This window comes from Falsiroseomonas sp., from assembly GCF_051860665.1.
GTDB lineage: Bacteria > Pseudomonadota > Alphaproteobacteria > Acetobacterales > Acetobacteraceae > Falsiroseomonas.
Map to the genome: position 1 here is coordinate 15,150 of NZ_JBHYDM010000001.1, position 14,766 is coordinate 29,915.

The following is a 14,766-nucleotide window of genomic DNA, read 5'->3' on the forward strand; positions in this document are numbered from 1 at the left end:
GCGGTCTTGCGCGCGGCCCTATGGGGCAGGCTTATAGGACAGACTTATGGCCGAAGGAAGCAGGGAGGGTGGGGGGAGCAAGGCGCAGCTCCCGCTCAGCCTTCCGCGCGGTCCAGCCGCGGCGGCAGCGGCGGCACCTCGGGATTCCCCTCCTGCTGGTCCCGGTACAGCGCGGCGCGGGCCAGCAGCATCAGCGTGACGGGCGTGGTCACCACCATGAAGACCGCGATCAGCAGTTCATGCAGCACGAACCGCGTCTGCAGCACGGAGAAGAACAGCATCGAGGCCGCCAGGATGCAGCCGATGCCGAGCGAGGTGCCCAGCGTCGGCGTATGGATGCGGTCGTAGAAGCTGTGCAGCCGCAGCAGGCCGACGGAGCCGATCAGCGCCAGCGTCGCGCCCAGCAGCAGCAGCAGCGCCACCGGCACCGCCAGCCACAGCGAGATCTCCGCCTGCCCCATCATTCGATGACCTCCCCGCGCATCAGGAACTTCGACAGCGCGGCGGTGGCGGCGAAGCCGAGCAGGGAGATCAGCAGCGCCGCCTCGAAGTAGTGGGTGGTGCCGGTACGGATGCCGAAGACCAGCAGCAGCATGGCGGCATTCACATACATGGTGTCCAGCGCCAGCACCCGGTCCTGCGCCCGCGGCCCGCGCAGCGCGCGGGTGCAGGCGCAGCCCATGGCGGCCACCAGCAGGATCTGCGCCAGCAGCAGCGACCAGGAGAGAAGCGCCCAGGCCAGGGTCGGGCTCATTCGAAGATCTCCATCAGCCGGCGCTCCCACCTGTCCTTGATGATGCGCACCCAGCCTTCCTCGTCGATCAGGTCGAGCACATGCAGCAGCATCGTGTTCTCCACGCTGTCGTATTCCACCCAGACGGTGCCGGGCGCCGCGGTCAGGATGCAGGCGAGCGCGGCCAGGCCATAGGGGCTGCGCATATCGAGCGGGATGCGCACGAAGCCGGACCGCCGCGCCTGCGTCGCGCCCTGGCCGAGGATGATCCGCGCCACCGAATTGTTGGAGCGCACCACCTCCACCATCACCATCCAGACCAGCTCGGGGATGCCGGCCAGGCGGCGCAGCCGGCTGCGCGGCGGGGTCAGCGCCGCCAGCATCCAGCCGCCGGCCAGGCCGAAGCCGGCCGCCAGCAGCAGGCTGCCCGGCTTCACGCTGCCGACCAGCAGCAGCCACAGCGCGGCCACGGCCAGGGCGAAGATCGGGAAGGGCAGCAGGCGCCTCATCGCGGCGGCTCCGCCGGCGGCGCCTGCATGGTCAGAACGCCGCCCAGATAGCCGCCGGGCGCATGCAGGGCCTGGGCGGTGTCCTGCATGTAGCGCATCACCGGGCCGGCCCCGGCGGTGAGCGCGGCGCAGAGCAGCAGCAGCAGGCCGACCGGGGCGATCTCCACCAGGCGGATGCGCGGGATGCGCTGTGCCGGGGAGGCCCAGAAGACATCGATGCCGGCCCGCACCATGGCGACCACCGCCGCCAGGCCCGAGAGCACGAGGGCGGCCAGCAGCACCCAGGCCATCGGCGGCACCGGGGCGGTGCCGCTGCCCAGCAGGGGCGAGAGGATGGCGAATTTCGCCAGGAAGCCGGAGAGCGGCGGCAGGCCCGCCAGCAGCAGCGTGCAGGTCAGGAAGGCGAGGCCCAGGATGGCGACGGAGCCGGGAATGACGACGCCGACCGCATCCTCATCCTCCTCCTCCTCCTCCTCGCCGCTGCCGAAGGCCTCGCGGGTCACGGCCAGCACATCGGCGCCCACCTCGCGGCCCCGCTCCACCAGTTCGATCAGCAGGAAGAAGGCGCCGATCGCGAGGACGGAACTCGCCAGGTAGAACAGCGCGCCGGCGGTGGCCGCCACCTGCCCCGTGCCGATCGCGGCCAGCAAGGTGCCGGAGGAGACCATGACGCTGGCGCCCGCCAGCCGCGACAGGTTCTGCGTCGCCAGCACGGCGATGGAGCCGAAGGCGATGGTGAGCAGGCCGCCCAGCGTGATCCAGCCGCCGCCGAAGCCGGCCGACTCCCCGGCATCCATGCCGAACAGCAGCAGCCAGACGCGCAGCACGGCATAGATGCCGACCTTGCTGAGGATGGACAGCACCGCCGCCGCCGGCGTGCTGGCCGCGGCATAGGTGGGGGACAGCCAGAAGCCCAGCGGCCACATCGCCGCCTTGGTCAGGAAGGCGATGCCCAGCACCGCCGCGCCGGCCTCCAGCAGCGCACGATCCTCCGGCGCCACGTCACGCATCCGCATGGCGAGGTCGGCCATGTTGAGCGTGCCGCCGATGCCGTAGATGACGCTGACGCCGACCAGGAACAGCAGGGAGGCGACCAGGTTGATGATGATGTAGTGCAGCCCCGCCCGCACCCGCGCGGTGCCCGATCCGTGCAGGGCCAGGCCGTAGGAGGCGGCGAGCATCACCTCGAAGAAGACGAACAGGTTGAACAGGTCGCCGGTCAGGAAGGCGCCGTTCAGCCCCATCAGCTGGAACTGGAACAGCGGGTGGAAATTCGGCCCGGCGCGATGCCAGCGGGCCAGCGAGAAGGTGAAGGCGGCCAGGCCCAGGATCGCGACCAGCAGCAGCATCAGCGCCGAGAGCCGGTCCAGCACCAGCACGATGCCGAACAACGCGGGCCAGTCGCCCAGGCGATAGACCCGCACCACCGGCGCATCGGCGATGCCCAGCAGCAGCACGGCCAGCACCACCAGGCCGAGGCAGGAGGCGAGGCCCATGGCAACCGTGGCGTGGCGGAAACGGTCGCCGGCCAGGATCATGGCGATGCCGACCAGCATCGGCAGCACGATCGGCGCGATGGTCAGGTGGTCCATCCAGCCGGTCACCGCTCCCGCTCCCGCCCATCCACGTGGTCGGTGCCGGTCAGGCCGCGCGCGGCCAGCAGCACCACCAGCAGCAGCGCCGTGGTGGCGAAGCTGATGACGATGGCGGTCAGCACCAGCGCCTGCGGCAGCGGGTCCGCATAGCGGGCCAGGGTGCCCACCTCCCCCGGCTGCAGGATCGCCGCCGCGCCGGTGCGCAGCCCGCCGGTGGAGAAGATGAAGAGGTTCACGGCATAGGAGAGCAGCGACAGGCCGATGATGACCTGGAAGGTGCGCGGCCGCAGCAGCAGCCAGATGCCGGAGCCGGCGAGCACGCCGATGCCGAGCGACAGGACGAGTTCCATCAGGCGTCTCCCCCGGCAGAGGGCACCTGCGGCACAGCACGCGGCACAGCGCGGGGAGTGGCGCGATGCGCACGGACCGACTGGTGGGCGAGTGCGATCAGCATCAGCAGCGTGGCGCCCACCACCAGCGCGAAGACGCCGATATCGAACAGCAGCGCGCTGGCAACGGGGATCCGGCCGATCACCGGCAGCTCCGCATACTCGAAATAGGACGTCAGGAAGGGCTTGCCGAAGGCCAGCGCGGCCAGGCCCGTGCCGGTGGCCAGCAGCAGCCCGGTGCCGATCCAGATCTGCGGCCGCAGCCGCAGGCGGTCCTCGGTCCAGTCGGTGCCGCCGATCATGTAGAGCAGGATGATGGCGATCGCCACGACCATGCCGGCGGAGAAGCCGCCACCCGGCAGGTCATGCCCGCGCAGCAGCAGGAAGAAGGCGGTGATGACGATCACCGGGAAGACCAGGCGGGTCAGCATGAAGGGCACCAGCAGCCAGTCGGAGCCCGGGCCGCTGGCCGCGCCATGGCGGCTGCTCCCTTGGGCCCCCGGCGCCTGGTCGCGCTGCTGTTCCGGCACCTCCCGGCTGTCCGGCGCCGGGCGGAAGCGGCGCAGCAGGGCGAAGGTGGCCAGCGCCACGGCGGCGACCACGAAGATCTCGCCCAGCGTGTCGAAGCCGCGGAAATCCACCAGGATGACATTCACCACATTGGTGCCGCCGCCCTGGGTATAGCCGCGCTCCAGGAAGTGCCGTGCCAGCAGGTCGGGCGGGGTGCGCGTCATCACGAAATAGCTCAGCGCCGCCATGCCGAGGCCGGCACCGACGGCGATCGCCAGGTCGCGCATGCGGCGGCCGCGGGTCAGCACCTCCGGCCCCCGCTCCCCGGGCATATGGTGGCGCTTGGGCAGCCAGCGCAGGCCGAGCAGCAGCAGCACGGTGGTGACGATCTCGACCGTCAGCTGGGTCAGCGCCAGGTCGGGGGCGGAGAACCAGACGAAGGTGATGCAGACGACGAGGCCGGCGCCGCCGACCAGGATCAGCGCCGCCAGCCGGTGATACTTGGCCTGCCAGGCGGCGCCCAGCGCGCAGGCCGCGCCCACCGCCCAGATCAGCACCAGCACCGGGTCGATCGGCGCCGGCACCAGATTGCCCGGGCCGATGCCGCGCAGCCAGACCGCCGCGGCGCCGGCCAGCAGGGCGATGCCCAGGATCAGCCGGAGCTGCGGCTGCAGCCGCCGCGTGCCGGCCCAGCTTTCCAGCAGCCGGGCCAGGCGCCAGGACAGGAAGACCATGCTGCGTTCGAAGATGCGGCGGCCTTCCAGGCGGCGGATCACCGGCGGGCCATCCATGCCGACGCGCAGGCGCGATTGCAGCAGCACGTAGAGCAGCACGCCGCCGGCCAGCGCCAGCAGGCTCATCAGCAGCGGCAGGTTGAAGCCGTGCCAGACCGAAAGGCTGTATTCCGGCATGGCCGGGCCCAGCACGGATTGCGCGGCGAAATGCAGGAAGGGGCCGACGGTCGCCGCCGGCAGCACGCCCACCATGATGCAGACCAGCACCAGGATCTCGACCGGAAAGCGCATCCAGCTCGCCGGCTCATGCGGCGTCTGCGGCAGGTCCCTGGGCTCCGGGCCGAAGAAGGCGCCATGGATGAAGCGCAGCGAATAGGTGACGCTGAAGGCACTCGCCAGCATGGCGGCGAACGGCAGGATGTTCAGCAGCGGCACCACCTGCAGCTCGGCCGAGAGCGCCTCGGCGAAGAACATCTCCTTCGAGATGAAGCCGTTCAGCAGCGGCACGCCGGCCATCGCCGCGGCGGCCACCAGCGCCAGGCGCGCGGTGAAGGGCATGGAGCGGTTCAGCCCGGACAGGCGCCGGATGTCCCGCGTGCCCGTCTCATGGTCGATGATGCCGGCGGCCATGAAGAGCGAGCATTTGAAGGCGGCGTGGTTGAGGATGTGGAAAATGGCGGCGACCAGCGCCAGCTCGCTCCGCAACCCCAGCAGCAGGGTGATGAGGCCGAGATGGCTGATGGTGGAATAGGCCAGCAGGCCCTTCAGGTCGTTCTGGAAGATGGCGATATAGGCGCCGAGCACCAGGGTGATCAGCCCAGCGCCGCCCACCAGCCAGGTCCATTCGTCGGTCCCCGCCATCACCGGCCAGAGCCGCGCCAGCAGGAAGACGCCGGCCTTCACCAGGGTGGCGGAATGCAGATAGGCGGAGACCGGCGTCGGCGCCGCCATGGCGTGCGGCAGCCAGAAGTGGAAGGGGAATTGCGCGCTTTTGGTCAGGGCGCCGAGCAGGATCAGCAGCAGGGCTGCGAGGTACAGCGGATGGTCCCGGATCAGGTCGCCGGAGGCCAGCACCACATCCAGGTCATAGCTGCCGACGATATGGCCCAGCACCAGCATGCCCGCGAAGAGCGCGAGCCCGCCGGCGGCGGTGATGGTCAGCGCCATGCGCGCGCCATCGCGGGCTGGCGCCGTGTGGTGCCAATAGCCGATCAGCAGGAAGGAGAAGAGGCTGGTCAGCTCCCAGAAGAAGGCGAGCTGGATGATATTGCCGGCGATCACCACGCCCGTCATGGCGCCCATGAAGGCCAGCAGGAAGGCGAAGAAGCGCGGCACCGGGTCGTCGGCCGCCATGTAGTAGCGGGCATAGAGCACGACCAGCGCGCCGATGCCGGTGACCATGCCGGCGAAGAGCCAGGCGAAGCCATCCATCCGCAGCACCAGGTTCAGCCCCAGGCTCGGCATCCAGGCGAATTCCGCCCGCAGCACGCCGCCGGCCGCCACCGTGGGATAGGCGGCCCAGACCAGCGCCAGGTTGACCAGGGCAATGGCGCCCGCGAGGCCGGAGGCTGTGTTGCGCGCATGGCTCGGCAGCACCCCGGCCGCGATGGCGCCGAGGAAGGGCAGGACCAGAAGGGTCAGCAGCAGCAGGGCGTCAGGCATCCGGGCGGGTCAATCCGCCTCGGGAGCGGAATCCACCGACCGGCCATGGCGCTGCAGCAGCGCCGCCACCTCCGCCGGCGTGGCGGCGGCGCGCAGCTGGCGCAGCGCCACCGGCTCGCGCAGCGCGCGGCAGGTCTCGGACAAGGCGGGCAGGAAGCCCTCCGGCTCGGCTTCCGGCCAGAGCACCAGGATGACCAGGTCCACCGGCTCGTCATCCTTCGCCTCGTAGTCGATCGGGCGCTTCAGGCGGATGAACAGCATCACCGGCGGGGATTCGCCGGGCAGCCGCGCATGCGGCAGGGCGACGCCGCGGCCGAGCGCGGTGGAGCCGAGATTCTCCCGGTCCTGCAGCGCATCCAGGATCTCCTGCTCCGGCCGGCCGAGGCGCCGGGCGGCCTCCGCCGCCAGGGTCTGCAGCAGGCCGCGCTTGGTGCTGGCGCCCAGGTCGAGCACGACATCCGCGGCGGAGATGCGTTCGGTGATGGCCATCGTCTCTCCCTTTCGCGGCGCCCCTGCCCCCCTTTCCGCCAACCGGGCCCGTGCGGCAAGCCGCGCCCAGCCCGGGCGGCAGTCGCGCGGGAAGCGGGTCACCGGCACGCGGGGGAGGACACCGGGTTAGGTGAAAAATGAAATTTTAGCAATGCGCGACCCCGCAAAGGGGCCCGCTGCTGAAGCGTGCGTGATCGCTTCGGGTTCCAGAACCCTGGGGCGCGGCCTTCTCAGCCTGAGGATTCTCAGCCCAGGGCTTCGCGCAGCGCGGCGCGGCTGCCGCGCGCCACCAGCCCGGCCAGGGCGGCCTGCACCGCCGGGCGGAAGACCGGGTGGCGGGGCAGGTCCTCCCCGAAGATCGCCGGGATGGCCAGCAGCCGGTCCGCCAAAGCGGCGGGATCGGCCAGGCCGGGGGCGCAGGCGCGCGAGATCTCCGCGATCATCGGGTCGCGCAGATGGATGGCGCCGCCCGCCTCATCCACCCCCACCATGTAGCGCATCCAGCCCGCCACGCCGAGGACGAGGCAGCCGACCGGCAGGCCTTCCGCCAGCGCCGCGCGGATGGTGCCGAGCAGGCGCTGCGGCAGCTTCTGGCTGCCATCCATGGCGATCTGGCTGGTCTGGTGGCGCAGCGCCCGGTTGCGGAAGCGGGCCAGGAGCTGGGCGGCATAGTCGCGCAGGTCGAGCCCGGGCGGCGGCGCCAGATTCGGCATTACCTCGGCCCAGAAGGCCTCCAGATAGGCGGCGAAAAGGGGATCGGCCGCGGCCTCGGCCACCGTCCCGTGCCCCGCCAGGTAACCGAGATAGGCCAGCGCGGAATGCGCGCCGTTCAGCATGCGCAGCTTGGCCAGTTCGAAGGCCGCGACATCGGCGGTGAATTGCGCGCCGGCCATCTCCCATTCCGGCCGGCCGCCGGGGAAGTGGTCCTCGATGACCCATTGCCGAAAGCCTTCGCCCACCACCGGCCAGGCATCCTGCAGGCCGAGCGCGGCATCGATGCGGGCGCGATCCTCCTCCGTGGTGGCGGGCACGATGCGGTCCACCATGGTGCAGGGGAAGGCCACCTCCCCCGCGATCCAGGCGCCGAGGTCGGGGTCCTGCAGCGCGGCCAGGCGGGCGGTGATGGCGCGCGTGGTGGCGCCATTGGCGGGCAGGTTGTCGCAGGACAGCACGGTGAAGGGCGGCGTGCCGGCGGCGCGGCGGCGGCGCAGCGCCTCCACCAGGAAGCCCGGCGCGGAACGCGGCGCGACGGGCAGCGCCAGGTCGTGGCGGATATCGGGGTGGGACTCGTCCAGCGCGCCGCTGGCCGGGTCGTGGCAATAGCCCTTTTCCGTCACGGTCAGGGAGACGATGCGGGTGGTGGGCGCGCTCATCGCCGCCAGCAGCGCCTCCGGATCCTCCGGCGCCACATGCACCCCGCGCAGCGCGCCGATGACCTGCAGCCGCTCCGTCCCATCCTCGCGTTCGGCGAAGGTATAGAGCCCGCCCTGGGGGCAGAGCGCATCGCGGGTGGCGGGGCTGCGCAGGCTGGCGGCGAGGATGCCCCAGTCCCGCGCCCCGGCGCGCAGCACCGCCTCCGTCATCACCGCCTGATGCGCGCGATGGAAGGCGCCGAGGCCGAGATGCACGATGCCCGGGGTGACCGCCGCGCGGTCGTAGTTCGGGCGCCGCACATGCGGCCGCAGGTGCTGGAGCCTGGCGGCCGAGAGGCGCATCACCCGGCCCGGCCCGCATGGCGCAGCCCGGCGAGGACGCCGCGCAGCTCCGCCAGGCCGCGCAGCCGGCCGATCAGCGGATAGCCGGGATGGGTCGGGCGGCCGGCATCCGACAGCAGCTGGTGGCCATGGTCCGGGCGGAAGGGGATGGGGGCGCCGCCGCGCCGCGCCTGTTCGGCCAGGAAGGCCGCGAGCACCGCCGGCATGTCGACATCGCCGTCCAGATGCGCGGCCTCGTGGAAGGACCCATCCGGCTCATGCCGCACATTGCGCAGATGCAGGAAGACCGTCTGGGCTGCGAATCTCTTGGCCATGGCCGGCACGTCGTTGCCACGGCCGGCGCCGAGCGAGCCGGTGCAGAAGGTCAGGCCGTTCGACGGTGACGGCACGGCCGCCAGGAGGTCGGACAGGTCGGCCGCCGTGGAGACGATGCGCGGCAGGCCGAGCATGGGGCGCGGCGGGTCGTCGGGATGGATGCCGAGCACGATGCCCGCCTCCTCCGCCGCCGGCACCACCTCCGCCAGGAAGCGGGCGAGGTTCGCCTTCAGGGCGGCGGCGTCGATGCCGGCATAGCTGTCGAGCATGCGGCGCAGGCCGGGGATGTCGTAGCGGTCATAGGCGCCGGGCAGGCCGGCCATGATGGTGGCGAGCAGCGTCGCCTTGTCCGACTCCGACGCGCTGTCGAACCAGCGACGCGCCGCGGCCAGCACGGCCGGCGGATGCTCGGCCTCCGCCCCCGGCCGGGCCAGCATCAGCACGTCGAAGGCCGCATGACGCACCGCATCGAAGCGCAGCGCGACGGCGCCGCTGGGCAGCGGGTGGGCCAGGTCCGTGCGGGTCCAGTCCAGCACCGGCATGAAGTTGTAGCAGACCGCGCGGATGCCGCAGCGGCCGAGGTTGCGGAGGGAGTCGCGGTAATTGGCAAAGATGCGGGCGAGGTCGCCGGTGCCGCGCTTCACATCCTCATGCACCGGCAGGCTTTCCACCACGTTCCAGCGCAGGCCGGCGGCGGCGATCATGTCCCGGCGGGCGCGGATGGCGTCTTCCGGCCAGACCTCGCCATAGGGGATCTCGTGCAGCGCGGTGACGATGCCGCTGGCGCCGGTCTGGCGAATTTCCGCCAGCCGGATGTCATCCAGCGGACCGAACCAGCGCCAGCTTTCCTCCACGCCTGCTCCTCCTCAGAACACCAGGTTCGGCACGAAGAGCACCAGCCCCGGCCAGAAGACCATCAGCACGATCAGCGCGATGACGGCCGCGAGGAAGGGCAACGCCTCCCGCGTGTATTCGTCCATCGGGCAGTCGAGCATGCCGCAGACGGTGTACATGGCAACCCCCACCGGCGGCGTCATACCGCCCAGCGTCACCGTGGTCATCATCACCAGGCCGAAGTGGACGGGGTCGATGCCCAGGCGGGTGATGACCGGCACCAGGATCGGCGTCAGCAGCAGGGTGATGACGGTGGATTCCAGGAACATGCCGAGGAAGGCCAGGAAGGCCACCAGCAGCAGCATCAGCACCTGCGGGTTCGACGACAGGCCGGCCAGGAAGGTGGTGGCGTCCTGCGGCACGCGTTCCAGCGTGATCATATAGCCGATCATGGAGGAGAACATGATGATCAGCATGATCATGCCGGTATCGGTCAGGCTGTGCCGCAGCGCCGTGACCAGCTTGGCGACGGTCAGCTCGCGATAGACGACGGTGCCGATGACCACGGCATAGGCGACGGCGAAGGCGCCGGCCTCGGAGGGGGTGAAGATGCCGTAGCGGATGCCGACGATGAGGAAGACGGGGAAGGCCAGCGCCCATTTGCTCTCCCAGACCCCGCTCACCACCTCCCGCACCGAAGGCAGGGTGGCGCGTTCGGGCGCATAGCCGCGGCGCGTGGCGACGATCCAGGCGGTGACCATCAGGAACAGCGTCATCAGCACGCCCGGCACGATACCGCCGACAAACAGCCGGCCGATCGAGACATTGCCGAGGAAGCCGTAGAGGATCAGCCCGATGCTGGGCGGGATGGTGGCGGTGATCAGCGAGCCCACCGCGATGGCCGCGCAGGTGAACCCCCGCGAATAGCCGCGGGCGAGCATCGAGGGGCCGAGGATCCGCGCCTCCATCGCCGCATCCGCCACCGCGGAGCCGGAGACGCCACCCATGAGTGCGGAGAGCGCGATGGCCACCTGCGCCAGCCCGCCACGGATCCAGCCGGCCAGCACGCTGGCCAGCTTGATGAGGCGTTCGGTGATGCCGGATTCGTTCATCAGGTGGCCGGCCAGCACGAAGAGCGGCACGGCCAGCAGCGGAAAGGATTGTGTGGCCGAGACGATCTTCTGGACCGCGATGGCGGGCGGCATGGGGCCGAAGAGGTAGAAGAGGAAGGCGGCGGTGCCGATGGCGAAGGCCACCGGCATGCCCAGGAACATCAGGACAAAGAAGGCCCCGCTGACAACAGCCGTCATAGCACCATCCCATCCACGCTGCCGGTGGTGATCGCCTGTCGGCCCATCAGGCCACGCACCAGGCGCACGGTGGTGGTGAGCAGCATCAGCGCCGCCCCCACCGGGATCGCCGCCGTGACCCAGCCATAGGAGATCGGCGTATCGCCCAGCTCCCGCTCCAGGTTCAGCAGCGTCAGCTCCGCCCCCAGCCAGACCAGCGCGGCCAGGAAGACGATGATCAGCACCAGCCAGGCATAGGCGAGAAGCCGCCGGACCGAGGCCGGGAAGGCGCGCACCAGAATGTCGATCTCGATGTGCTGCCAGCGCTTCAGCGCGACATCGGCACCGAGCACCGCGGTCCAGGCAAACAGCAGCTGGGCCACATCCACGGCCCAGATCAGCGGCATGCCGATGGTGCGGGTGACGGCGCCGAGCAGCACCAACAGGCAGACGGCGGCGAAGAGCGTGATGCCCACGGTCTCCTCCGCCTTTTCCAGTGCGCGCATCGGCTCAGGCCGCCAACACGGCTTCGACTTCGCGCCGCACCGCCGTGTAGTTCAGCTTGTCGTAGACCACCTTCGTCGCCTCTCGGAACGGTGCGAGGTCCGGCGTGGTGATGGTGAGGCCCTGCGCCTTCAGCCGCGTCTCGAAATCCTCCAGCGAGGCGAGCGTGGCCTGGGACCCGGTATCGCCGCCCTTCAGCGCCTCCTCCCGCAGGATGGTGCGGAGGTCGGCCGGCTGGCGGTCGAACCAGATGCGGGATCCGATCAGCCCGGTGATCAGGTTGATGTGCGAGGTCTTGGTGATGAAGCGCACCACCTCATACAGGCGGGAGCCCCAGAGCGCGGGGTACTGCGCCTCCGCCGCATCGATCGCGCGCAGCTGCAGGGCGGAATAGACTTCCGTCCAGGGCAGCGGCGTGGGCGTGGCGCCCATGGCGCGGATCGTCTCCAGCCAGACCGGCGCGCCCGGCGTGCGCAGGCGCAGGCCGTTGAGATCCGCCGGCGCATTGATGGCGCGGTTGGTCAGCAGGTGGCGGTCGCCCTGGAACCAGTTGAAGGACAGCACCTGGTGGCCGGAGGCGGTGCGCAGCCGGTCCGCCCAGCGGTCAAACAGCGGCGAGGTGGCGAGCTTGCGCAATTCGGGAAAGCCGTTGGCGATATAGGGCGCGCCCAGAATCCCGAATTCGCGGACGAAGGGCGCGAGGCGCCCGCCATCGACCACCACGGCGACGCCCGCGCCGGCGCGCGCCTGTTCCAGCACATCCTCATCCGAGCCGAGCTGCGACGACGGATAGAGCCGCACCTGGAGGCGGCCATTGCTGCGCGTCTCGACGCCCTGCTTGAAGGCCTCGAGACCCTTGAACAGCGGATCATCCGCCGTCAGTGCCGAGTTCACGTTCAGCGTCGCGGCCTGGGCAAGCGCCGGGCGCGCGAGGAAAGGCGTGGCGAGCGTGGCGGTGAGGGCAAGACGACGGGTGATCATGGCGTGTTCCTCCTGTTTGTTCTTGGTTCAGACGCCCCGTTTCTGGCGCCAGGTGGCGAATTCGGTGAGGCTGGCGGGATCGGTCGCCGGGTAGAGGCCGACCAGGCTGCGGCCTTCGGCCACCTTGGCCGCGGCGAAATCCTCATAGGCCGTCATCTCGGTGGCCTCGACGGCGATCTCCTCCGCCAGATGCGCCGGGATGACGATGACGCCATCGGCATCGCCGAGCAGCACATCGCCCGGGAAGACCGGCGCATCGCCGCAGGCGATCGGCACGTCGATGTCGATGGCCTGGTTCAGCGTGAGGTTCGTGGGCGCCGAGGGCCGCTGGTGATAGGCGGGGATGCCGAGGGCCGCGATCTCCGCGCTATCGCGAAATCCGCCATCGGTCACCACGCCGGCGACGCCGCGCGCCTTGAGGCGACCGACCAGGATGGCGCCGGCGGAAGCGGCACGCGCATCCTTGCGGCTGTCGAAGACCAGCACCTTGCCGGCCGGGCAATTCTCCACCGCGCGGCGCTGCGGGTGGGCGGGGTCCTTGAAGACCTCGAGGCCGTTCAGATCCTCGCGCGCCGGGATATAGCGCACGGTCACCGCCTCGCCGACCATGCTTTCCGTCACCGGATGCAGCGGCAGCACGCCCTGGATCATCTGGTTGCGCAGGCCGCGCTTGAAGAGGATGGTGGCGACGGTGGCGGTGCTGACCTTGCGGAGCAGTTTTCGCGTAGTGTCACTCAAAGCCATTGCAGGGTGCCTTTCAGTAGATGACCGGCTCGGGCACTGGGGCGCCGAAGTCGGTGCGCAAGAAATCGAAGTCGCAGCCCTCATTGGCCTGCTGGACGTGTTTCGTGAAGGCATAGCCGTAGCCGCGTTCGAAGCGGGGCGGCGGCGGGGTCCAGGCGGCGCGGCGGCGCGCCAGTTCCTCCTCGGAGACGCGCATGTTGATGCTGCGCGCGGCGACGTCGACCTCCACGATATCGCCCGTCCGCAGCAGGGCGAGCGGACCGCCGATGTAGCTTTCCGGGGCGACGTGCAGCACGCAGGCGCCGTAGCTGGTGCCGGACATGCGCGCATCGGACAGGCGCAGCATGTCCCTATGGCCCTCCTTCAGCAGGCGCTTCGGCATCGGCAGCATGCCCCATTCCGGCATGCCCGGCCCGCCCTGCGGCCCCGCATTGCGCAGCACCAGCACATGGTCCGGCGTGATGTCGAGAGTCTCGTCATCCACCGCCTTCTTCATGCTGGGATAGTCGTCGAAGACCAGCGCCGGGCCGCTGTGCTTCAGGAATTTCTGGTCCATCGCCGCCGGCTTGATCACGCAGCCATCGGGGGCGAGGTTGCCCTTCAGCACCGCCAGCGACCCCTCGCCGTAGATCGGATTGTCCAGCGGCCGGATCACGTCGTCATTGTAGACCTTGGCCCCCGCGATGTTCTCGCCCAGCGCGCGGCCGGAGACGGTCATGCAGTCCAGGTGCAGATGTTCGCGCATCCGCTCCATCAGGCCAAGAATGCCGCCGGCGTAGAAGAAATCCTCCATCAGATAGGTGCTGCCGGAGGGGCGGACATTGCCGATGACGGGCACCACGCGGCTGGCGCGTTCGAAATCGTCCAGGCCGATATCGTGGCCCGCGCGGCGGGCCATGGCGATCAGGTGGATGATCGCATTGGTGGAACAGCCCATCGCCATGGCGACGTTGATCGCGTTGAGAAACGCCTTGTGGGTCTGGATGCGCTTCGGCGTCAGATCCTCCCACACCATTTCCACGATGCGGCGGCCACTTTCGGAACACAGGCGGATATGGCCGGCGTCCGCCGCGAGGATCGAGGAACCGCCCGGCAGCACCATGCCCACCGCCTCGGCAATCGCCGTCATGGTGCTGGCCGTGCCCATGGTCATGCAGGTGCCGTGGCTGCGTGCGATGCCCGCTTCCACGCCGAGCCAGTCCTGCTGCGTGATCCTGCCCGCGCGCAGCTCGTCCCAGTATTTCCAGCTGTCGGAGCCGGACCCCAGGACCTTGCCGCCCCAATTGCCGCGCAGCATCGGGCCCGCCGGGACGAAGATCGCGGGAATGTCCATGCTGGTGGCGCCAAGCAGCAGGCCCGGCGTGGTCTTGTCGCAGCCGCCCATCAGGATGGCGCCGTCGATCGGGTGGCTGCGCAGCAGCTCCTCCGTCTCCATCGCCAGCATGTTGCGGTAGAGCATGGTGGTGGGCTTCACCAGGCTCTCGGACAGCGACAGCGCCGGCAGCTCCACGGGGAAGCCGCCGGCCATCAGCACGCCGCGCTTCACATCCTCCGCCCGCTGGCGGAGGTGCGTGTGGCAGGGGTTCAGGTCGGACCAGGTATTGACGATGGCGATGACCGGCCGGCCCTGCCATTCCTCCGGCGCGTAGCCCATCTGCATGGTGCGGGAACGGTGGCCGAAGGAGCGCAGATCGGCGGGCCCGAACCAGCGGGCGCTGCGCAATTCCTCAGGCTTCTTGCGGGGCGTTTCGGTCATCAGTGCT

Annotated in this window: 14 protein-coding genes; all 14 read right to left on the bottom strand. The window is 70.1% G+C overall.

The window, feature by feature from the left end; genetic code table 11:
* Window positions 1-95: 95 nt before the first annotated feature.
* Window positions 96-464 (bottom strand): monovalent cation/H(+) antiporter subunit G, encoded by a 369-nt coding sequence (gene mnhG / locus ACTIF1_RS00090; protein WP_439594322.1) that lies wholly within the window; start codon window positions 462-464, stop codon window positions 96-98.
* Entirely contained in the window at window positions 461-754 is a 294-nt protein-coding gene (locus ACTIF1_RS00095) for a K+/H+ antiporter subunit F (RefSeq protein ID WP_439594323.1), read from the bottom strand. Before ACTIF1_RS00095 ends, mnhG begins: the two co-directional genes overlap by 4 nt.
* A complete protein-coding gene (locus tag ACTIF1_RS00100) occupies window positions 751-1,242 on the bottom strand; it encodes a Na+/H+ antiporter subunit E (protein WP_439594324.1) in 492 nt (163 codons plus the stop codon). The genes ACTIF1_RS00095 and ACTIF1_RS00100 overlap by 4 nt, the downstream gene beginning before the upstream one ends.
* Entirely contained in the window at window positions 1,239-2,846 is a 1,608-nt protein-coding gene (locus ACTIF1_RS00105) for a monovalent cation/H+ antiporter subunit D (protein ID WP_439594325.1), read from the bottom strand. Before ACTIF1_RS00105 ends, ACTIF1_RS00100 begins: the two co-directional genes overlap by 4 nt.
* Window positions 2,843-3,187, bottom strand: coding sequence for a Na+/H+ antiporter subunit C (locus ACTIF1_RS00110; RefSeq protein ID WP_439594326.1), 345 nt, complete (start codon window positions 3,185-3,187; stop codon window positions 2,843-2,845). The genes ACTIF1_RS00105 and ACTIF1_RS00110 overlap by 4 nt, the downstream gene beginning before the upstream one ends.
* Window positions 3,187-6,132, bottom strand: a complete 2,946-nt coding sequence (locus ACTIF1_RS00115) for a monovalent cation/H+ antiporter subunit A (protein WP_439594327.1) — start codon at window positions 6,130-6,132, stop codon at window positions 3,187-3,189. The genes ACTIF1_RS00110 and ACTIF1_RS00115 overlap by 1 nt, the downstream gene beginning before the upstream one ends.
* Window positions 6,133-6,141: 9 nt before the next feature.
* Complete coding sequence (locus ACTIF1_RS00120) at window positions 6,142-6,621, bottom strand: PTS sugar transporter subunit IIA (RefSeq protein WP_439594328.1); 480 nt, start codon at window positions 6,619-6,621, stop codon at window positions 6,142-6,144.
* 245 nt (window positions 6,622-6,866) lie between these two features.
* On the bottom strand, window positions 6,867-8,336 hold the full coding sequence (locus ACTIF1_RS00125; protein WP_439594652.1) for a mannitol dehydrogenase family protein: 1,470 nt from the start codon (window positions 8,334-8,336) through the stop codon (window positions 6,867-6,869).
* On the bottom strand, window positions 8,336-9,505 hold the full coding sequence (gene uxuA / locus ACTIF1_RS00130) for a mannonate dehydratase (protein WP_439594329.1): 1,170 nt from the start codon (window positions 9,503-9,505) through the stop codon (window positions 8,336-8,338). Before uxuA ends, ACTIF1_RS00125 begins: the two co-directional genes overlap by 1 nt.
* A 12-nt stretch (window positions 9,506-9,517) precedes the next feature.
* Window positions 9,518-10,795: a TRAP transporter large permease gene (locus ACTIF1_RS00135; protein ID WP_439594330.1), complete on the bottom strand. Its 1,278-nt coding sequence runs from the start codon at window positions 10,793-10,795 to the stop codon at window positions 9,518-9,520.
* Window positions 10,792-11,280, bottom strand: coding sequence for a TRAP transporter small permease (locus ACTIF1_RS00140; protein ID WP_439594331.1), 489 nt, complete (start codon window positions 11,278-11,280; stop codon window positions 10,792-10,794). Before ACTIF1_RS00140 ends, ACTIF1_RS00135 begins: the two co-directional genes overlap by 4 nt.
* A gap of 4 nt (window positions 11,281-11,284) precedes the next feature.
* Window positions 11,285-12,259: a C4-dicarboxylate TRAP transporter substrate-binding protein gene (locus ACTIF1_RS00145; protein ID WP_439594332.1), complete on the bottom strand. Its 975-nt coding sequence runs from the start codon at window positions 12,257-12,259 to the stop codon at window positions 11,285-11,287.
* A 27-nt stretch (window positions 12,260-12,286) separates the two neighbouring features.
* Complete coding sequence (locus ACTIF1_RS00150) at window positions 12,287-13,003, bottom strand: ribonuclease activity regulator RraA (protein ID WP_439594333.1); 717 nt, start codon at window positions 13,001-13,003, stop codon at window positions 12,287-12,289.
* 13 nt (window positions 13,004-13,016) lie between these two features.
* Complete coding sequence (araD, locus tag ACTIF1_RS00155; protein ID WP_439594334.1) at window positions 13,017-14,759, bottom strand: L-arabinonate dehydratase; 1,743 nt, start codon at window positions 14,757-14,759, stop codon at window positions 13,017-13,019.
* Window positions 14,760-14,766: the final 7 nt, after the last annotated feature.

Bases quoted from the DNA above. Each gene is read 5' to 3' on its own strand.
- ACTIF1_RS00145 (WP_439594332.1), bottom strand. From the start codon at position 12,259: ATGATCACCCGTCGTCTTGCCCTCACCGCCACGCTCGCCACGCCTTTC.
- mnhG (WP_439594322.1), bottom strand. From the start codon at position 464: ATGATGGGGCAGGCGGAGATCTCGCTGTGGCTGGCGGTGCCGGTGGCG.
- ACTIF1_RS00140 (WP_439594331.1), bottom strand. From the start codon at position 11,280: ATGCGCGCACTGGAAAAGGCGGAGGAGACCGTGGGCATCACGCTCTTC.
- ACTIF1_RS00115 (WP_439594327.1), bottom strand. From the start codon at position 6,132: ATGCCTGACGCCCTGCTGCTGCTGACCCTTCTGGTCCTGCCCTTCCTC.
- ACTIF1_RS00120 (WP_439594328.1), bottom strand. From the start codon at position 6,621: ATGGCCATCACCGAACGCATCTCCGCCGCGGATGTCGTGCTCGACCTG.
- ACTIF1_RS00095 (WP_439594323.1), bottom strand. From the start codon at position 754: ATGAGCCCGACCCTGGCCTGGGCGCTTCTCTCCTGGTCGCTGCTGCTG.
- ACTIF1_RS00150 (WP_439594333.1), bottom strand. From the start codon at position 13,003: ATGGCTTTGAGTGACACTACGCGAAAACTGCTCCGCAAGGTCAGCACC.
- ACTIF1_RS00100 (WP_439594324.1), bottom strand. From the start codon at position 1,242: ATGAGGCGCCTGCTGCCCTTCCCGATCTTCGCCCTGGCCGTGGCCGCG.
- araD (WP_439594334.1), bottom strand. From the start codon at position 14,759: ATGACCGAAACGCCCCGCAAGAAGCCTGAGGAATTGCGCAGCGCCCGC.
- ACTIF1_RS00135 (WP_439594330.1), bottom strand. From the start codon at position 10,795: ATGACGGCTGTTGTCAGCGGGGCCTTCTTTGTCCTGATGTTCCTGGGC.
- ACTIF1_RS00125 (WP_439594652.1), bottom strand. From the start codon at position 8,336: ATGCGCCTCTCGGCCGCCAGGCTCCAGCACCTGCGGCCGCATGTGCGG.
- ACTIF1_RS00110 (WP_439594326.1), bottom strand. From the start codon at position 3,187: ATGGAACTCGTCCTGTCGCTCGGCATCGGCGTGCTCGCCGGCTCCGGC.